We start from the raw sequence: 17446 nt of genomic DNA, 5'->3' as shown, positions 1-17446 counted from the left end.
ACACCAGCGGGCTTTTCGACCCGCCGCGGTATGCACCGGTATGGGCAACCAGCCACACATCCAGGTCGCTGCCGGGGACGTAAACGAGATCGCGCTGCTCCCGGGTGACCCGGGCCGCGTCGATCGCATCGCCGCCCAGTGTACCGACGCGACGACCGTGGCACAAAATCGCGAGTACAAGGTCGTCAACGCCACCTACGAGGGCGTCGACCTGACCATCGTCTCGACCGGAATCGGCTCGCCCTCCGCGGCCATCGCCGTCGAGGAACTCGAACGCGTGGGCGTCGAGACGGTGATCCGGGTCGGCACCACCGGGGCCCTCCAGGCCGACATGGAGATCGGCGACATGGTCGTCGCGACCGGGGCCACCAAGGACGAGGGAACCTCGAAGCGCTACGAGAGTGTCGCGAACCCCGCCGTCCCGGATTATGACGTGGTCTCGGCCCTGGTCGAGGCCGCCGAGGCAAACGACGAGGCCGTCCACGTCGGCCCGATCGCGACCGACGACGCGTTCTACGCCGAAACCGACGCCGTCGTCGCCGACTGGGAGGCCGCCGGCCTGCTGGCCGTCGAGATGGAGGCCGCGGCGATCTTCACGCTCGCCCGGCGCAAAGGGATGGACGCCGGCGCGATCTGTACCGTCGACGGTAATCTCGTCTCCGGGAGCCAGAAGGGCGAGGGCGAAGAAGAACTCCCGCCAAAAGCAAAGGACAACGTCGAGCGAGCCATCGGCCTCGCACTGTCCGCGGCGGCGTCCCTGGCCGACTGAAAGGCTCTTTGCCGGCCGGCCCGAACGCCGGGTATGGAGTGGAAGCTCTTTGCCGACCTCGCCGAGACGGCCGGCGAGAAGCGGGTCGCCGTCGATCCGGCCCCCGAACCGACCGTCGAGGACGCCCTCGAGGCACTCTTCGAGTCCCATCCGGCGCTCCGGGACCGCGTGCTGGCCGACGGCGAGGTGGCCGATCACGTCAACCTGTTGCTGAACGGCGAGTCCGTGGCCGACCGTGAGTCGGGGCTCGGGACCCAGGTCGAGTCGGGGGACGAACTCGCGCTGTTCCCGCCGGTCAGCGGCGGGTAGTTGGCCCGGTCAGATCGACCCGAACCACGAAATCGGGATTGTCGGCCAGTTCGATCCGGTGAGCCGCGGCGTCCCCGACCACGCGAGGCGTCTCGGGAAGCAACACACGAACCCGGTCGGCTCCGGCCATCGCTGCGTCACGCGAGATCGCAGCAAAGAGATCCGCAGCGGCAGTCAGGTCCTCCCAGGCCGCGAGACCGTACTCCGCCCAGGTCCGTGACTGATCGCCCGCCTCACGCTCGATTACACGGGCCCGATAGGTCGTGGCGACGACCCCCTCACGGTCGATCGAAAGCACCGATTCGGCCGCCCGAGCCGACTGGAAATCGTCGAGAGTCGCTTCCGAGAGCGCCCACGGGACCTCGCTGTCCAGCCCCAGGCCGTCGAGCGTGTCCCGCTCCGGGGCGTGTTGCCAGTAGGTCCAGGCCGCCTTCGGCTCCCGACGGACCGTGCCCTCGACCTCGGCCGCGGGATCTGGTTCCGGGTGGCCCCACCGGAACTCCACGCCCGAATCGAAGCCCGCGGCCCGGGTAAGCCCCAGGCCCATCACGTTCCAGGAGAACACCATCGCCCGGCCGACGGTCGCGCCGGCCTCACGCGCCCACTCGAAGGCCCGGTCGGTCAGGGCCTCGCCCACCCCGGAGCCACGATGGGCCGGATCGACGCGCAGCCCCTGAAACCAGGCCTCGTGATCGGAGAGCAGGACCGCGCGAATCAGGCCGATCGGCGTGCCATCCGCTTCGGCGACGAAGGTCTGCTGGTCCGGCCTCGTCTGAGTGGCCCACTTCGGGAAAATGTGGTTGATGTAATCCCCGCCCTCGTACTGCTCCCAGGTGTCCTGGGTGAACGCCGCGATGGCGTCCTGGTCCGTCTCGCGGGCGGGGCGAATCCTCATATCCAGGGGACCGATCGGTCGGTCAGTTCGCCCGCAAGCGAGGTCTGCATCGCACTTTCCACGTCGGCCCGGTTCGCGAGGACCCACATGAGCTTCACGAGGGCCGTTCCCGGGAGCATGTCCTCGCCCTCGATGACCCCCGCCTCCAGGAGGTCCCGACCGGTGTCGTACACCCGGTCACAGACCCGGCCTTCGAGACACTGACTGGTCATGACGACGGTCGTCCCTCGGTCGGTTAGCTCGTCGATCTGCTCGATCATGTCGGTGTGGACGTGGCCCAGCCCCGTGCCCTCGATCACCACGCCCTCCTTCTCGCGGACCATCGACAGGCAGGTCTGATCCATCCCCGGGGTGAACTTCACGAGTTCGACCTCGGTTTCGAGTGCGCTTGTGACCGAAAGCTCCTGCTCGCCCCGCTTGCGATAGGGGCCGTCGAAGGTTACCTCGCCGGTCTCGTAGTCCACGTGTCCCAGTGGCTCACCACCCACCGTCTCGAAGGCGTCCCGGCGGGAGGTGTGATTCTTCCGGGCGCGGGTCCCCCGGTGGAGCGCGACCCGGTCGTCCGATTCGGTAGCGTGCATCGCGATCATGACCTCCGCGGCGTCTGCCTTGGCCGCCTGGACCGCCCCGACGACGTTGACCACGTTGTCAGAGGAGGGCCGGTCGGCCGAGCGCTGGCTCCCGGTGAAGACGATCGGCACGGGGGTATCGAGCATGAAGGAGATCGCGCTGGCCGTATACTGCATGGTGTCCGTGCCGTGCATCACGACGATGCCGTCGGCCCCGGCCTCGATTTCGGCCTCGATTTCGGCCGCCAGGTCCTGCCAGACCCCCGGCGTCATGTTCTCCGAGAGGATGTTGCGCACGACCCGGCCGCGGTAGTTCGCCATGCCCGCCAGTTCGGGGACGGCCCGGAGCACGTCCTCGGCGTCGAACTGCGCGGTGACCGCCCCGGTCCGATAGTCGACCGTCGAGGCGATGGTCCCGCCGGTGGTCAAAAGTGAGATCGTCGGCAGGTCCGCGTCGAACTCGACGGTGGAGGTCTCCTCGGTGTCCGACTCGGCGACGTCATAGACGTCAGCTTCGAGGACCTCGACCGTGGCTGCCGCCCGATCCACACCGACGTTGTACCCGCTCTCCAGTTTGACGACGAGATGTGTCGCCGTCGAGGAGGGCATCACGATACCCTCGTGGTCCTGTCCTGCCCGCTTGACGCGGACGCGGTCCCCTGGGTTCATGAACGGGCGTAATCGGGCTCGACCCTTGAAAGCACCTACTCCCGGTCGCGGCGGATCTGCCACTTCCGACCCACCTGCTCGACGACGCCCTCGCTTGCCAGCCGCGAGAGCACCGTCTCGACCAGCTGTTCGGGGATCTCGACCTCGCGGGCGAGCCCCACCGTGGACCGCTTGCCGCCGGCCAGCGCACCGAGCACTTCCGCGTTGAGATGGCCGCCGTTCTCCCCGTCGATCGTCTGGGTGAGTTCGGCCTGGACCTCCGTGAGTCGGCCCTGGACCCACCGCTGGGCCATGGAGAGTTCGCGTTCGAGCGCCCGGAGATCGTCGAGGCTCGTGGCCAGCGTACCCACGTCCGTGGCCTCGTCGAATTCGGTCAGGACCTGAAGGTGTGAACACCGGCCCAGATCCAGATCCGCGCTGGCCGGATAGGCGCTTTTCGCCGCGAAATCGTAGGGCGAGACCTGGACCTCCAGGCGGAGGTTCTGGGCGATGTGGAAGTACTTCCGACGGCGCTCATCCACGTGGCTCTCGACCAGGCCCGCCTCGTCCAGGCGGCGCAGGTGGTCGATGACCGCTTTCGGACTCACGTCGAGATACTCGCTGATCTCCGTGACGTAACTGGGCTTGCGAGCGAGGAGCCGCAGGATCCGCCGGCGGTTCTCGTTGCCGAGCAGATCAAGGAGCGCCCCGGAGTCCATATACCCGATTTCGGGGATCGGCGGGGAAAAGCATGTCTGTGCCACCCGGCGACGGACTTATGGCCGAGCATGCCAGATGATAACACGCATGTTCGCACCGTTCTCGAGCGGGTATTACCTCGGTCGGCTCTACGTGGAGCCGGCACCGGGCACGGAGGCCGTCCTGCACGAAGCCCAGCACGAGAGCGTCAATCGAGAACTCTACGCAACGGGTGACGGGGTCGAGCGACTCGATCGCCCGCTGGTCATGAAGCTCGAGAACAGTCACTTCGCCGTGCATCCGGACCGCACGATTCCGGAAGGGGCCCTCGCCGTGCCCGAGTCCATCCTCGAATCGGCGAACGTCGAACACCCGCCGGAACTCCGGGAAGTGCTGCTCGCGAAGGCCGACCACGCCAGGCGGTTGGTCGACTTCGGGGCGGTCTGAGACCAGCGGCGGGTTTTGAACGTGAGTTAGCGTAAAGCGGCGAGAGACCGCCCGAGCCGCAGGTACTTCCTCGGGCAGCCCCTCATCACAGCCATGGATACCCCTGAGACACCACCGGAAGAGCGCACCGAAGCCGAGTGGCGCGAGGTCCTGACCGACGCCGAGTACCAGATCCTCCGGGAACAGGGCACCGAGCCGAAGTTCAGCGGCGACCTCCTCGATGTCGACGAGCCAGGTGTCTTCCGGTGTGCCGGGTGTGACACCGTGCTCTTCGAGAGCGAGCACAAGTTCGACTCGAACTCCGGGTGGCCGAGTTTCTACGACGTGGCCGCCGCGGGCCGAATCGAGACGGAAGTGGACACCAGCCACGGCATGGAGCGGATCGAAGTCCGCTGTGGCACCTGTGGCGGGCATCTGGGCCACGTCTTCGACGACGGCCCGGAGCCGACCGGCCAGCGTTACTGCATCAACTCGGTGGCATTGGAGTTCGACCCGGACGAGGCCGCCGAAACCGACACCTGAGGGGTCGGCCCGCTCGTGGGGCCGGGTTCGCGTTCATGGTGCCTCGGGAACCGTCTATAGCGTGTCGGAAAGTAGAAACTATTATACCCCCTGCACAGAGATTGGCGGAATACCTGGTATGGCAGGCGCTGTGCCGGGTATGGGGCGTGGCCTTCCTCTCCCCTCAACCCCTGGCCGCCCCCATTTTCGAACGAAAAGAACCAGCTAGCTACGGCTCGGGCGAACCGCCACGGGCCGCGATCAGGTCCCGGAACTCCGTCGCGTCATCGACTTTTTCGGCTTCATCTCGCTCGATGATCGCGGTGCCCTCGATCGATTCGGAGTCGGCCTCGTCGACGAAGTAGACCGATCGCGTGTGGATGACCTGTCGCAGCGAGCCCATGATCCGGGCGCGCTTGACCGCCGCCTCGGTGAACTTCGAGTGGCCGGTCAGCACCGGGGCCGTGCCATCCCGATCCTCGCTCACGGCCTTGAACGGGGCGCGAACGGTGGGGTGAACGTCGAACCCGACCCGGGTGAGCATCGCGACGATGGGACGGTCCTCGGGGTCGACGTCCGGGTCCTCCGGGGTGGGTTCGGCGTCGCGGATGTCCTCGGCACCGTCGAGCACGGAGACGGGGCTGGTGAGCTCCTGCTCGAAGAGGTCCTCCAGTTGGGCGGCGACCTCCACGCTCGCGTTCATGCCGTCCTCGTACTTGGAGACGGTCCGTCGGGAGACGCCCAGTTCGGTCGCCAGTCGTCCCAGACTCCAGCCACGCTCCTCGCGCTCGTCGGCCAGAATGTCCCCGTCGATGTTCACGTAGAGCCCACCCGGGGCGGCGTAGATCAGCGGCGGCACCCCGTGCACGAACAGGTCCATCGCGGTGTCGGGGTTGAGCACGGGCACGCCGTGTCTGAAGTAGACAACCCCGGGATCGAGGTCCTCGTCGCGGGTCCGCAGGCCGATGACCATCGGGGTTCCACGGAGATACGTGCCCAGACGGCGCATCTCCCGACCGGTCGGTCCATCAAAGGCGTCGATGTTCCCCAGGATCTTCACCAGGAGGAGGTCCTCGTCGCGTCTCGCAGCCAGATCGAAGCTCTTCGGGCGCGTCGAGCACCGGTCGCTCACCGTGAACCCCGCGTCGGATAGCATCGCGGTGATGTTGTCGATGAGCGCCGATCGAGTCATTACGGAAAGGTAGGGAACTCGTTCCCTAAATGCGTTGCGGGCGCAGGACCGCCGGACGCGGGCGATTTCGGGGGTGGACCACAAACAAGCAAGTCGCGGACCGCTTAAGCCGATCGACCCCCAAGCGCCGGGCGTGACGGTCCTCGGACTCGACGACACCGACTCCCGCGAACGGGGGATGTGTACGACCTACGTCGCCACGCGGGTCGCCCAGCGGCTTCGCCGGGCCGGGGCCAGGATCGATCGGCTTCGGCTGATCCGGCTCAACCCGGCAGTCGAGCACAAGACCCGGGGGAACGCCGCGCTGGCCATCCACACCGACGCGGCTCCCGACCTCGCGCTGGCGACGGCCCGCGAGGTCATCGACGGACTCGCGGAACTCGAAGACGAGCGCACGCACCCGGGGGTCGTCGTCGCCGAGGAGCCAATCGATCAGGCAGTACAGCAGTTCGGTCGTCGGGCCATCCGCGAGGTGCTCGATCGCGAGACGGCCATCGACCGTATCGAGGCCGCGGGCTACAGCCACGCCGGCTGGAAGCAAGCCCGGGGCACGATCGGTGCGCTGGCCGCGATCGGTGTCAGTGCCGCCTTCGAGGGCTGGACCTACGAGTACATCGCCTACCGCGACCCCGGGCGCTGGGGAACCGAGCGGTCGATCGAGATCGACTCGGTCTTCGACGCGGCCGACCAGTTCTACCCGACCGCCTGGGACACCGTCGACCGGGGCGAGGGTGAGCCAGTCTGTGTGCCCAACGCGCCGGGGCCGATCCTGTACGGCATCCGCGGGGACGAACCCAACGCGGTCGCCGCCCTGGCCGCCGGGATCGAGAGCGAACCGGTCCACGCGCAGGCCCTCTTCGAGACGAACCAGGGGACCGACAGCCACCTGCGGGACGCCGCGATCGGGGGCATCGAGGACGGCCGGGCCTATCGAGTGACTGGCCGGGTCATCGAGTCCCCGGAGACCCGGGCCGGCGGCCACGTCTTCACCGCGATCGCGGACGGCACCGATCGGCTCCCCTGTGTGGCCTTCGAGCCCACGAAACGGTTCCGGGACCGCGTCCGGGCGCTGCGGGTCGGCGACCGGATCACCGTCGCCGGCGAGGTAACGGACGGAACGCTCAAACTCGAGAAGTTCGCCGTCCGGGACCTCATCAGGCAGCGGGCGGTGACGCCGACCTGCCCGGACTGTGGGCGACGGATGGAGAGTGCCGGCGCGGACCAGGGCTACCGGTGTCGGGACTGCAACACCAGTACCGACTCGAAGGAACTCGCTTTGATCGAGCGGGACCTCTCGCGGGGCTGGTACGAGGTACCCCCGTGTGCGCGCCGCCACATCGCGAAACCACTCGTGCGAGGTGGGTTCGACGCGCCGACACATCCCGAGCGCTGAGGGCACCATATAAAGGCCGTCCGACGATCGTCCGACTCCCGACCCAACCCGACGATGGCGACGGAGAGAGCGGTCATGACGACGCGAGGATTCCGCCCTCGAAACGCATTTATGTGATAGTGTAACGTGTACTTACATATCCCCGGCCCACGTATACTATGGTATGTCCCATCACTCCGGCGCGTACGAGGGGGACAGGGAGAGTGGGGACCTCGCCCATCGGATCGAGGACTACTCGCAGGGCGCGGAGTGTACACTCTTCCCCTCGATCTGTGACGAGGACGACCTGCTGACTCGGTGGATCACCGCCGAGGAGGGGGCCTTCGTCGATCTCACAGAGATGCGATAGTTACGCGTCGGGGTTCGTTTTCAGTCCGCTCCCGGTCAGTGGCACCACGACTTCGGCGGCCGGGTCGAGGTCACGTTCGCGGTACGTTTCGAGCCCAGCGACGGCCACTGCACTCGTCGGTTCCACGTGAAAGCCAGCGCGGTGAAGGGCCTTCCAGGCGGCCCGAGTCTCGGCTTCGCCGACGGCGATCGCGTCCCCGTCGGTCGCCTCGATGGCCCGCTCGATCTCCGCTTTTCGGGCCGGCTCGGCGATCTGAATGCCATCTGCGAAGTCGTTTCTGGCCCCCGAAGCGTCCTTCGCGATCGGGGCGACCCCCGCAGCCTGCACGCCCAGCAGTCGCGGGCGCTGGTCGATCCAGCCAGCCGCGTGCATCGCCTCGAATCCGCGAAACAGGCCGAGAAAGAGCGTGCCGTGCCCGATCGGGGCGACGACCGCGTCCGGGGCCGACCCGCCCCGCTGGGCGACGATCTCGGAGGCCGTCGTGGCCGTCCCGGCGAAAAAGGCCGGGTTCCAGGCGTGGCTCGCGTACCAGCCCGTCCCGGACTCGACGGCCGATCTGGCAGCCTCGCTGACGGCCGCTCGATCCCCGGGGATTTCCACGACCGTCGCCCCCGTGCCAGCGATGGCTGCCCGCTTCGCGGGTTTCACGCCCTCGGGGACGTAGATCTCGGCGTCGATCCCGGCCCGGGCCGCGTACAGGGCGATGGCCGCTCCCGCGTTCCCGGAGGAGTCCTCGACGATCCGCTCGACGCCCAGGGCGGCCGCCCGCGAGAGTGTCGTCGTCGCGCCGCGATCCTTGAAACTTCCCGAGGGGGAGACATACTCCAGTTTGAAATCTACGTTCCAGTCCGGGGCCTCAACGAGGGGCGTGAATCCCTCGCCGAGACTCACCGCCCGCTCGACGGGGAGCAGTGAGTGAAACGCCCAGAGCCCCTGGTCCCGATCGAACGCGGGCGGATCATCCGGAAACGCCGGCGTCACATCGATTTCCAGCGGCGCGCCACAGTCACAGCGCCAGGGCTCGTCCGGACCAGGATCGTACTGGCGGCCACAGGCCGGGCAAACCAGTCCAGGGGCCATTAGCGTTCGATCCCCGTCCCCACCGAGCAGACGTACTCGCCAGTGGCCGCCTGCGGGAGACGACGGGCCCGCCAGAAGATCCCCGAATTCTCGGCGTGGACCCGGGCCTTCTCCGTCCCGAGGGGGTCGGTCACCGTGAACAGCGGATCACCGGGCTGAACCGGCGTCCCCAGCTCCTGCTGGAGGTGGACCAGCCCCCCGACGGGCGACCCGTAGCGGTCGAAACCGGTCGCACGGGTCTGGTCTTTCGGGGCCGCATCTCCCGGGAGAAAGCCGTAGTGCTCGAGGACCCGCCGGACCCCGCGCACCCCAACCTCGATGCTCGACTCGTCCCAGCCGACGGTCCCGCCGAGTTCGGGGTCGATGGCCGGGACGCCGGCGTCCGGGGCGGCCCGGGCGAGTTGGCCCTCCGGCCCTTTCTGGTCGAGGACGTGGCCCGCGTCGAACACCTGGGCGAGCTCCAGGCAGGCGTCGTGCTGGCGGTGGTGGCGACCACACCGCACCCGCGTCTCGTCGATCATCTGGCTCGTCGAACCCTGATGGAGATCGACGACCAGGTCCGCGTCGGTCGCGGCCTGGAAGGTGGCGTGGGCGATACGCTCCGAGGAACTCCCGTCCGGATCTCCGGGATAGGCCCGGTTCAGCTTCGTGTCGTCGATGGGGTTGCGGTGTTCGGCCACCCGGAAGCCATAGACGTTCGCGATGGCGACGACGGTGATCGTCCCCGCGATCTCGGCCGGATCGAGGTGCGGGAGCAAGCGAGTGAGCACCCCGAGCCCGTTGAGTTCGTCGCCGTCGCTGACAGCCTGCAGGTAGAGCGTCTTCCCCGAACTGGCACCGTTGATGACGGCGACGGGGAGCCCGACTTCCGATCCGTCGCGGGCCTCGCCGACGACCAGTCGGCCGGTGTCCATCTCCCCCGGGGCCGCCTGTGCCGTACCCAGCGATTGCATTGGTACGAACGGCGTCCGGGGAGCCCTTGTAGCGTTCGGTCCGGTCACGCGGCCGTCAACGCCGCGAGGTTGTCCGCCCCACTCCGGGTCCCTTTGGCCAACAGGACATCGCCCGCCCGAATGGCCGTCTCCGGGCCCGGCTGGATCTCCCAGTCGTCGCTGCCGTCACTCGGTCGTCGCACGGCGATCACCCGCATGCCGGTCTCGGTCTTGACCGCGCGCTCGCCGAGAGTCGTCCCGTCCAGTTCGCTCCCGGCCTCGACGGTGGTCCGGGTGAGGACCTCGTCGGACTCCTCGACGGCCTCCTGGACGACGACGTGAGAGTCGAGCCCCCGAATGACTCCCTCGCTGATCTCCAGGGCCGCGTCGCTGATGATCTCCGTGCTCTGGGCGATGTGAACCAGCCCCCGCAGCGAGACCGGGTCGGCGGACTGGGCGGCCGCTCGAAGCGTCCAGGCCTCGAAGCGGGACTTCAGTGCGTCGACCTCGGCCTCCAGTTCGATCACTTCCTCGGCCAGCGGCACGCTGTCGTAAAGGACACTACCGTAGGCCAGGTCGACGGCCAACTCGCTCATGTTCTTCATCAGGACCAGGGAGTTGACCGCCCGATCGAGGTCCGCGTCCGCCACGTCCGGAATATCGGGGGCCGTGTAGGACTCGCCTGAAGCGGTCTCGACGACTTCGGCGATGCCCGCCTCCGGGCCGCGGAGCAGGAGTACGTCGCCGGCTTCCAGCCGGGTCTCCCGGGACGGATTGAGCACCCAATCGCCACCCCGGCGGATGGCAATCACCCGGACCCCAGTTTCGGTCTCCAGGTTGAGGCCCGCGAGCGTGTGCCCCGCGTACGGCGAGGATTCGACGACATTGGTCCGAACCAGAGTCTCGATCGCGACGGGCAGGGAGGCCCGCATGTTCTCCGGGAGTCCAATATCATCGAGGACCACCTTCGCGATGTCCCCCGCCGCGTCGCTGATCTTCTCTGCGGCCCCCGTGATTCCCAGAACTGGGGCGAGGGACTCGGCGTCTTCGGGGTTGCGAGCCGCGAGCATGAGACTCATGCGGGCCCGGATCTGCAACACGTCCATCCGTTCCTCGAGTGCCAGCACTTCCTCTGCGATCGCCTCGCTGTGATGCAGGACTGCGGAATAGGAGAGATCGATGAGGAGTTCGGCGGTGTCTTTCATCTCCACGAGGAGGTCTTTCACGCTCGCGGGTTCGTACTCGACGCGGCCGACCATGCCCGACAGTTCAGGCCACCGGGCAAAAAGGATACGGGACGATCCGCGGCAAAACTTCCATCTCGATTAGACGTACGTTCAAAAATTGAGTCCAAACGACCACAATTCGGACGTTTGTCTGCCCCCAAACGAGTCGATCACGAAAGATATACCCCATCCTGTGCCATACCCCGGAAGGTAACGACATCCATGACAACCGAGCTCAAGAAGGGCCTCGAAGGAGTCCTGGTCGCGGAGTCCGCCCTCAGCGACATCGACGGCGACGCAGGGAAACTCTACTACCGGGGCTATCCGATCGAAGCGCTGGCCGAGGAGGCAACATACGAGGAAGTACTCTACCTCCTCTGGAACGAAGACCTGCCGACCGCCACAGAACTGGCGGATTTCGAAGCCGAAATGCGAGAGGCCCGAGCCGTGAAACCGGGAATCATCGACCTGCTCCAGCTGTTGGCCGACTCCGGCGAGCGGCCCATCTCGGCGCTGCGCTCCTCGGTCTCCATGCTCTCGGCCGAGGACCCCGCCACCGGTAGTGACCCGACTGATCTGGAGGCGGCCCGGCACATGGGCCGGCGGATCTCCGCGAAGTTCCCGACCGTGCTCGCGGCCTTCGATCGGCTCCGGCGGGGCAAAGAGCCCGTCGAGCCCCGCGAGGACCTGGGACTGGCAGCGAACTTCCTCTACATGCTGCATGGCACCGAACCTGACCCGGTCGACGCCGAGATCTTCGACAAGGCGCTGACCCTGCACGCCGACCACGGGCTCAACGCCTCGACTTTCACCGCGATGGTCGTCGGCTCGACCCTGGCTGACGTGTACAACAGCGTCACGGCGGCGGTCGCCGCACTCTCGGGCCCACTCCACGGCGGGGCCAACCAGGACGTCATGGAGGCCCTCCTGGAGATCGACGAGGGCCCGTTGACCGCGACGGAGTGGATCAAGGAGCTTTTGGACTCCGGCGAGCGCATCCCGGGCTGGGGTCACCGGGTCTACAACGTACGAGATCCGCGGGCGAAGATCCTCGAATCCGAGCTGCGGCGGCTCTCGAACCGGACCGAGGACTGCCACTGGCTCGAATACCTGGAGGATCTAGAGACCCATCTCACCGAGGAGGTCGGCCTCCCGGAGAAGGGGGTCGCCCCGAACGTCGATTTCTACTCGGGCGCGATCTACTACCAGCTCGGGATTCCACTGGACATGTTCACGGCCATCTTCGCGATGAGCCGGAGCACCGGCTGGATCGGGCACGTCCTGGAGTACCAGGAGGACAACAAGCTCATCCGGCCCCGGGGGCGCTACATCGGGCCCGATCGCCGCGAGTTCGTCCCGATCGAGGAGCGGTAGTCGGGGCGACCGCGCGATCGCGTGACAGAAGTCAGACAATCGAGATAGAACGGCTCAAACACCCGAATTCGGGCCCGTTTCACTTTCACCACGCATGGGAATGAATTAAGACACTCCGGGACAATAACCCAAATGCGGGTCACACCTCCCCTCCGTTCCCCCCTTCCTTTCATCTTCCGAGTGCCAACGCTCGGTCCGTCCCATATCCTGACCCATCACAAACCGTTAACAACCCCTGTGGCTTAGGCGGGATATGCTCAGCCTATCCGATGTCGAGGCGGCCCGGGACCGCGTCGATGACGTGGCCCTGCGGACCAGTCTCGAGTCCCAGCGGACCTTCTCCCGGATGACGGGCGCTGACGTGCGGCTGAAGTTGGAGAACACCCAGCGAACCGGCTCGTTCAAGATCCGCGGTGCGACAAACCGAATCCGGAGTCTCACCGAGGAAGAGCGAGAAGGCGGGGTCATCACTGCGAGCGCGGGCAACCACGCCCAGGGCGTGGCCCTCGCTGCGAAACACAGCGGGGTCGAGGCGTTGATCGTCATGCCCGAGTTCGCGCCGATCTCGAAGGTCAACGCGACCGAGAGCTACGGCGCGGAGATCGAACTCTACGGCCAGGACTACGCGGACGCCCAGGAGCGGGCCCACGAACTGGCCGAGGACTCCGATCGCACCTACGTGCACGCGTACGACGATCAGGCCGTCCAGGCCGGCCAGGGGACGATCGGCCTGGAGATCGTCGAGGACTGCCCCGAGGTCGACACCGTCGTCGTTCCGATCGGGGGCGGCGGCCTGATCGGCGGCATCGCGACCGCAATCAAGGCCCGAAAGCCAGACACCCGGGTCATCGGCGTGCAGGCCGAGGGGGCCGCGACGGTGGCGAACTCCCTCGACAAGGGCGCGACCGAGGAACTCGACTCCGTGGACACGATCGCGGATGGCATCGCGACGGGGGCCGTGGGCGAGACCACCCTCCCGATCATCGACGACCGGGTCGACGAGATCGTGACCGTCGACGACAGCGAAACCGCCTCCGCGATGGTGCTGCTCCTCGAACGGGTGAAGACCCTGGTCGAGGGGGCCGGCGCGGTGCCGATCGCGGCCCTGCTGGGCGAGAAGTTCGACATCGAGGACGACGAGACGATCGTGACCGTGCTCAGCGGCGGGAACATCGACCTGAACCTGCTCACGACGGTCCTCGAACGCGGGCTGGTCGACCGCGGCCGCTTCGTGAAGCTCCGGACGGTCATGAAAGACCGGCCGGGGGCACTCCGGGACTTCCTCAACATCGTGACGAACGCCCAGGCCAACATCTACGAGATCAACCACGATCGGGCCCGCCAGTCCTTCGCGATCGACGCCACGGAGATCGAGATGGACCTGGAGACCCGTGGGCACGAACACGTCGAAGAGATCATCTCGAAGCTTCGGGACGCCGGGTTCCAGGTCGAAGTGCGAACGTGAAGGGTGGCCGGTTTTGCCTGGCTTTAAGGCCCCGCACCGCGAGTGGAAGAACATGAAGCGCGTCATCGAGACAGCAGAAGCGCCGGCCGCAGTCGGTGCGTATAGCCAGGCGACGACCAACGGCGACCTCGTTTTCACCGCCGGACAACTCCCCATGACCGCCGAGGGGGAACTGCTCGAGGACGAGCCCATCGAGGTCCAGACCCGCCAGGCCCTGGAGAACGTCAAGGCCATCCTCGACGAGGAGGGTCTGACGATGCAGGACGTGCTCAAAGTCACCGTCCTGATGGACGACATCGACGAGTTCGACGCAATGAACTCGGCCTACGCGGAGTACTTCCGGGACAACCCGCCGGCCCGCAGTGCCTTCGAGGTCGCCGAGGTACCCAAGGGCGCGAAAATCGAGATCGAAGTCATCGCCGCCCAGTAACTCGGCCGGATGGACCCTCGAACCCGAGCGAGTCTGCTCTGGGGGGCGGCCGGGGCGCTCACGTTCCTGGTGCTCGCCCAGACCACGCGGTTGTTCGGCCCGATCGAACTGGGAATGGGCCTGCCGAAGTTGCTCCCGATCGCACTCGCGGTCTTCGCGGTGAGTGCCTGGCTCGGCTACGTGGTGGAAGGACGGCTGGCACAAAACAGACAGGTTTAATTCGGGGACCCAACTAGGGGAGAGCGGGCCGGGATGGCCGAATGGCAAAGCGCACGCCTGGAAAGCGTGTCCCCTTTGGGGTTCTGGGTTCAAATCCCAGTCCCGGCGTTTTCACGTTCCCACCACGAGCCAGGAGCGACCGGTAACGGCTTCGAGGCCCCAAAATCGCGGTTCGATGCGTTCGTCACGGGCGGGCCGAAATCGAGTATGGCGACCCCGATACCGAACCCTTTTATAGAAGGACAAACAATCGCCGCGTGACTATGGCAGAGCGACGAATGCAGGGCCAGCCCATGATCATCATGGGGGACGACGCCCAGCGGATGAAGGACAAGGACGCACAGGAGCACAACATCTCGGCCGCCCGCGCCGTCGCGGACTCGGTACGCACGACACTCGGGCCGAAAGGGATGGACAAGATGCTCGTCTCCTCGATGGGTGACGTCACGGTGACAAACGACGGGGTCACCATCCTGCAGGAGATGGATATCGACGACCCCACCGCCGAGATGATCGTCGAGGTCGCCGAGACCCAGGAGGACGAGGCCGGAGACGGCACCACGACCGCCGTCGCCGTCGCAGGCGAACTCCTCAAGGAGGCCGAGGAGCTGCTCGACCAGGACATCCACGCGACTGCCGTGATCAAGGGCTACAATATGGCCGCCGAGCGGGCCCGCGCCGAGGTCGATGAGGTCGCGATCTCCGTGGACCCCGACGACGAGGATCTCGTGCGCAGCGTCGCCGAGACCTCCATGACCGGCAAGGGCACCGAACTCGACAAGGAGCTTCTCTCGGATCTGCTCTACCGTGCGCTCCAGACCGTCGCCATCGAGGCCGAGGACGGCTCCACCGTCGTCGACCTGAACGACGTCGAGATCGAGACCCAGACCGGGCGACAGATCGGCGAGAGCGAACTGCTCTCCGGGGCCGTCGTCGACAAGGACCCCGTCCACGACAACATGCCGACGGAGGTCGAGGACGCGTCGGTCCTGCTCCTTAACGAGGCCATCGAGGTCGAGGAGACCGAGACCGACACGACCGTGTCGGTCGACAGCCCCGATCAGCTCCAGCAGTTCCTGGAGAAGGAGGAGGCTCAGCTGCAGGAGAAAGTCGACCAGATCGCCGAGGCCGGTGCCGACGTCGTCTTCTGTCAGAAGGGCATCGACGACATGGCCCAGCACTTCCTCGCGAAGGAGGGCATCCTCGCGGTCCGGCGGACCCGCAAGAGCGACATCGAGTTCCTGCAGGACGTCCTCGGCGCCTCGATCGTGACCGATCTGGATTCGGTCACCGCGGCCGACCTGGGCTCGGGTTCGGTCACCCGGGACGAGGCCGACGAGATGTTCTACGTCGAGGGCAGCGGTGACGGCGCCCACGGCGTCACGCTCCTGCTCCGCGGCGCAACCGACCACGTCGTCGACGAGGTCGAGCGCAGCGTCACCGACGCGCTGGACGTCGCCTCCCAGGCGCTGACCGACGGTCGCGTGCTCCCCGGTGGCGGCGCGATCGAGGTCGAACTGGCCGACCGCGTCCGGAACTTCGCTGACGGCGTCGAGGGTCGCGAGGCCCTGGCCGTCGAGGCCTTCGCCGACGCCCTGGAACTCGTCCCGCGCGTGCTGGCGAGCAACGCCGGCCTGGACTCCATCGACACGCTGGTCGAGATGCGAGCCGCCCACGAGGGCGGCGACCAGCGCGCCGGCCTGAACGTCTTCACCGGCGACATCGAGGACACCTTCGAGGCTGGCATCGTCGAGCCCGCACACTCGAAGGAACAGGCCCTGAGCTCCGCCTCCGAGGCCGCCAACCTCGTCCTGAAGATCGACGACATCATCTCCGCCGGCGACCTCTCCACCGAAGGCGAGGACGACGGTGGCGCTGGTGGCATGGGCGGCGGTATGGGCGGCATGGGCGGTATGGGTGGCATGGGCGGCGCGATGTAGGAGCGGTCGAAGACCGCTCCGAACTGACGAACGGGCGCGGTTTGCCCGTGAGTCGGGAGAGGCGAGCGAAGCGAGTCTCTCCGAACGAGCGAGCGGGCGTCAGCCCGTGAGCTAAGAACACGTTTTGCTCTGCGGGGCGCCTTCGGCGCCCCTCGGCAAAACCTGTCGCGCAGGAGCGCAGCTCCTGCTGGATCCCAAAAAGCTCCGCTTTTTGAGCACACTAAAACGCGCCTGCTCCTGTCGCGCGGCCTGCGGCCGCGCGGTAGTCCGCGGGCGCGGCCGCGAGCACTCAGTGCTCGCGGAGAATAACGCACCCCCTATTCAGTCGAACCGTTCGGGACTGGACTCCATCCAAACCCGCAATTTTCTGCTTTCGACGGTAAAGATTTGTTCGAAATAAGTTAGGTTTCATAGCTGATTGCTAGTTTCCAAGTATAAACTAGCCCAATCTGGTCGGTGAGAAAACCTGCCAGCTAGGCTGATGAAGTCCTACTCTTCCGCGACCGGAAGCTCGAACTGGTCACACTCGACCGGTGCGGCCAGCACCACGCTGGTATTGCTCTCCTTGATCGCCGGCTCGACGAGTAGTTCCTTGATGATCTCGTCCATCGAGTCGGTGTCCTCGAACTTGCCGACCGCGATGATGTCGAACTCGCCGGTCACCTCATAGACGGTGATCATCCGGTCGACGGCCTTCAACCGGTCGGTGATCTCCGGAATCGCCTCGCCCTCGACTTTCAGCTGCAGGATTGCGGTCACGTCGTATCCGAGCGTGTCATAATCGACCACCGGAACGAAACCCTTGATCGTCCCCGCCGCCTCCAGGCTCTGTAAGTGATTCGAGACCGTGGTCACCGAGACACCCAGGGACTCGCCGACGCTCCGCAGGCTGGCCCGACCGTCCGCGAGCAGTTCGTTGATCAGTTCCGCATCGAGGTTTTCGTAGGTCATGAACCCTGATTGGAACTGAAGCGCCTTATGAGTTTACGTTTGTCCAAAAATCATCCCA

At 66.5% G+C, this 17446-nt stretch carries 19 protein-coding genes and 1 tRNA gene; 12 read left to right on the top strand and 8 right to left on the bottom strand.

Going from position 1 to position 17446, the window contains the following annotated elements; all coding sequences use genetic code 11:
- The first annotated feature begins 40 nt into the window (after positions 1-40).
- Complete coding sequence (locus tag RH831_RS04030) at positions 41-769, top strand: nucleoside phosphorylase (RefSeq protein ID WP_310552979.1); 729 nt, start codon at positions 41-43, stop codon at positions 767-769.
- 33 nt (positions 770-802) lie between these two features.
- Positions 803-1078: a ubiquitin-like small modifier protein 1 gene (locus RH831_RS04025; RefSeq protein WP_310552978.1), complete on the top strand. Its 276-nt coding sequence runs from the start codon at positions 803-805 to the stop codon at positions 1076-1078.
- Here RH831_RS04025 and RH831_RS04020 read toward each other — a convergent pair.
- From RH831_RS04020 to RH831_RS04010, 3 genes are read right to left on the bottom strand one after another with little or no spacing between them, the layout of a single operon-like run.
- Positions 1065-1973, bottom strand: a complete 909-nt coding sequence (locus tag RH831_RS04020) for a GNAT family N-acetyltransferase (protein WP_310552977.1) — start codon at positions 1971-1973, stop codon at positions 1065-1067. The two genes, RH831_RS04025 and RH831_RS04020, sit on opposite strands and share 14 nt — an antisense overlap.
- On the bottom strand, positions 1970-3211 hold the full coding sequence (gene gatD / locus RH831_RS04015) for a Glu-tRNA(Gln) amidotransferase subunit GatD (RefSeq protein ID WP_310552976.1): 1242 nt from the start codon (positions 3209-3211) through the stop codon (positions 1970-1972). Before gatD ends, RH831_RS04020 begins: the two co-directional genes overlap by 4 nt.
- 35 nt (positions 3212-3246) lie before the next feature.
- Positions 3247-3909 (bottom strand): ArsR family transcriptional regulator, encoded by a 663-nt coding sequence (locus RH831_RS04010; protein WP_310552975.1) that lies wholly within the window; start codon positions 3907-3909, stop codon positions 3247-3249.
- 88 nt (positions 3910-3997) lie between these two features.
- Between RH831_RS04010 and RH831_RS04005 the strand changes: the two genes are divergently transcribed.
- On the top strand, positions 3998-4336 hold the full coding sequence (locus RH831_RS04005; protein WP_310552974.1) for a DUF5802 family protein: 339 nt from the start codon (positions 3998-4000) through the stop codon (positions 4334-4336).
- Between the two features lie 93 nt (positions 4337-4429).
- Positions 4430-4858 carry a peptide-methionine (R)-S-oxide reductase MsrB gene (msrB, locus tag RH831_RS04000; RefSeq protein ID WP_310552973.1) on the top strand — a complete coding sequence of 143 codons (429 nt, stop codon included), beginning with the start codon at positions 4430-4432 and terminating at the stop codon, positions 4856-4858.
- A 208-nt stretch (positions 4859-5066) separates the two neighbouring features.
- Here msrB and RH831_RS03995 read toward each other — a convergent pair whose 3' ends face one another.
- The gene (locus RH831_RS03995; RefSeq protein WP_310552972.1) at positions 5067-6029 is read right to left on the bottom strand and encodes a transcriptional regulator; all 963 of its coding nucleotides are present in this window, start codon (positions 6027-6029) and stop codon (positions 5067-5069) included.
- Positions 6030-6162: 133 nt separating this feature from the next.
- On the opposite strand from RH831_RS03995, the gene RH831_RS03990 reads away from it, so the two are divergent.
- Both RH831_RS03990 and RH831_RS03985 read left to right on the top strand, forming a co-directional pair.
- Entirely contained in the window at positions 6163-7422 is a 1260-nt protein-coding gene (locus RH831_RS03990; protein WP_310552971.1) for a tRNA(Ile)(2)-agmatinylcytidine synthase, read from the top strand.
- 163 nt (positions 7423-7585) lie between these two features.
- Entirely contained in the window at positions 7586-7771 is a 186-nt protein-coding gene (locus RH831_RS03985) for a hypothetical protein (RefSeq protein ID WP_310552970.1), read from the top strand.
- Here the strand turns inward: RH831_RS03985 and RH831_RS03980 are convergent, their stop codons facing one another.
- Genes RH831_RS03980 through RH831_RS03970 form a run of 3 tightly spaced genes read right to left on the bottom strand, consistent with a single transcriptional unit; the run spans position 7772 to position 11042 of the window.
- Complete coding sequence (locus RH831_RS03980) at positions 7772-8851, bottom strand: pyridoxal-phosphate dependent enzyme (protein ID WP_310552969.1); 1080 nt, start codon at positions 8849-8851, stop codon at positions 7772-7774.
- A complete protein-coding gene (locus RH831_RS03975) occupies positions 8851-9804 on the bottom strand; it encodes a succinylglutamate desuccinylase/aspartoacylase family protein (protein WP_310552968.1) in 954 nt (317 codons plus the stop codon). The genes RH831_RS03980 and RH831_RS03975 overlap by 1 nt, the downstream gene beginning before the upstream one ends.
- A gap of 44 nt (positions 9805-9848) precedes the next feature.
- The gene (locus RH831_RS03970) at positions 9849-11042 is read right to left on the bottom strand and encodes a TrkA C-terminal domain-containing protein (protein WP_310552967.1); all 1194 of its coding nucleotides are present in this window, start codon (positions 11040-11042) and stop codon (positions 9849-9851) included.
- Between the two features lie 189 nt (positions 11043-11231).
- Between RH831_RS03970 and citZ the strand changes: the two genes are divergently transcribed.
- The 6 genes from citZ (at position 11232) to thsB (ending at position 16437) form a co-directional block, all read left to right on the top strand.
- The gene (gene citZ, locus RH831_RS03965) at positions 11232-12383 is read left to right on the top strand and encodes a citrate synthase (protein WP_310552966.1); all 1152 of its coding nucleotides are present in this window, start codon (positions 11232-11234) and stop codon (positions 12381-12383) included.
- Positions 12384-12636: 253 nt separating this feature from the next.
- Positions 12637-13848 (top strand): threonine ammonia-lyase, encoded by a 1212-nt coding sequence (ilvA, locus tag RH831_RS03960; RefSeq protein WP_310552965.1) that lies wholly within the window; start codon positions 12637-12639, stop codon positions 13846-13848.
- A 52-nt stretch (positions 13849-13900) separates the two neighbouring features.
- Positions 13901-14278: a Rid family detoxifying hydrolase gene (locus RH831_RS03955; protein WP_310552964.1), complete on the top strand. Its 378-nt coding sequence runs from the start codon at positions 13901-13903 to the stop codon at positions 14276-14278.
- 9 nt (positions 14279-14287) lie between these two features.
- On the top strand, positions 14288-14497 hold the full coding sequence (locus RH831_RS03950) for a hypothetical protein (protein WP_310552963.1): 210 nt from the start codon (positions 14288-14290) through the stop codon (positions 14495-14497).
- A 27-nt stretch (positions 14498-14524) separates the two neighbouring features.
- Positions 14525-14605, top strand: a tRNA-Ser gene (locus tag RH831_RS03945).
- A gap of 155 nt (positions 14606-14760) precedes the next feature.
- A complete protein-coding gene (gene thsB / locus RH831_RS03940; protein WP_310552962.1) occupies positions 14761-16437 on the top strand; it encodes a thermosome subunit beta in 1677 nt (558 codons plus the stop codon).
- Between the two features lie 489 nt (positions 16438-16926).
- Here the strand turns inward: thsB and lrp are convergent, their stop codons facing one another.
- Positions 16927-17388, bottom strand: coding sequence for an HTH-type transcriptional regulator Lrp (lrp, locus tag RH831_RS03935; protein ID WP_310552961.1), 462 nt, complete (start codon positions 17386-17388; stop codon positions 16927-16929).
- Between the last annotated feature and the right edge of the window lie 58 nt (positions 17389-17446).

Source organism: Halodesulfurarchaeum sp. HSR-GB (genome assembly GCF_031432215.1).
Lineage (GTDB): Archaea > Halobacteriota > Halobacteria > Halobacteriales > Halobacteriaceae > Halodesulfurarchaeum.
The sequence above is the reverse complement of the archived record's forward strand: the minus strand, read 5'-3'. Positions and strand labels throughout refer to the sequence as shown.

Bases quoted from the DNA above. Each gene is read 5' to 3' on its own strand.
- RH831_RS04030 (WP_310552979.1), top strand. From the start codon at position 41: ATGGGCAACCAGCCACACATCCAGGTCGCTGCCGGGGACGTAAACGAG.
- RH831_RS04025 (WP_310552978.1), top strand. From the start codon at position 803: ATGGAGTGGAAGCTCTTTGCCGACCTCGCCGAGACGGCCGGCGAGAAG.
- RH831_RS04020 (WP_310552977.1), bottom strand. From the start codon at position 1,973: ATGAGGATTCGCCCCGCCCGCGAGACGGACCAGGACGCCATCGCGGCG.
- gatD (WP_310552976.1), bottom strand. From the start codon at position 3,211: ATGAACCCAGGGGACCGCGTCCGCGTCAAGCGGGCAGGACAGGACCAC.
- RH831_RS04010 (WP_310552975.1), bottom strand. From the start codon at position 3,909: ATGGACTCCGGGGCGCTCCTTGATCTGCTCGGCAACGAGAACCGCCGG.
- RH831_RS04005 (WP_310552974.1), top strand. From the start codon at position 3,998: ATGTTCGCACCGTTCTCGAGCGGGTATTACCTCGGTCGGCTCTACGTG.
- msrB (WP_310552973.1), top strand. From the start codon at position 4,430: ATGGATACCCCTGAGACACCACCGGAAGAGCGCACCGAAGCCGAGTGG.
- RH831_RS03995 (WP_310552972.1), bottom strand. From the start codon at position 6,029: ATGACTCGATCGGCGCTCATCGACAACATCACCGCGATGCTATCCGAC.
- RH831_RS03985 (WP_310552970.1), top strand. From the start codon at position 7,586: ATGTCCCATCACTCCGGCGCGTACGAGGGGGACAGGGAGAGTGGGGAC.
- RH831_RS03980 (WP_310552969.1), bottom strand. From the start codon at position 8,851: ATGGCCCCTGGACTGGTTTGCCCGGCCTGTGGCCGCCAGTACGATCCT.
- RH831_RS03975 (WP_310552968.1), bottom strand. From the start codon at position 9,804: ATGCAATCGCTGGGTACGGCACAGGCGGCCCCGGGGGAGATGGACACC.
- RH831_RS03970 (WP_310552967.1), bottom strand. From the start codon at position 11,042: ATGGTCGGCCGCGTCGAGTACGAACCCGCGAGCGTGAAAGACCTCCTC.
- citZ (WP_310552966.1), top strand. From the start codon at position 11,232: ATGACAACCGAGCTCAAGAAGGGCCTCGAAGGAGTCCTGGTCGCGGAG.
- ilvA (WP_310552965.1), top strand. From the start codon at position 12,637: ATGCTCAGCCTATCCGATGTCGAGGCGGCCCGGGACCGCGTCGATGAC.
- RH831_RS03955 (WP_310552964.1), top strand. From the start codon at position 13,901: ATGAAGCGCGTCATCGAGACAGCAGAAGCGCCGGCCGCAGTCGGTGCG.
- RH831_RS03950 (WP_310552963.1), top strand. From the start codon at position 14,288: ATGGACCCTCGAACCCGAGCGAGTCTGCTCTGGGGGGCGGCCGGGGCG.
- thsB (WP_310552962.1), top strand. From the start codon at position 14,761: ATGGCAGAGCGACGAATGCAGGGCCAGCCCATGATCATCATGGGGGAC.
- lrp (WP_310552961.1), bottom strand. From the start codon at position 17,388: ATGACCTACGAAAACCTCGATGCGGAACTGATCAACGAACTGCTCGCG.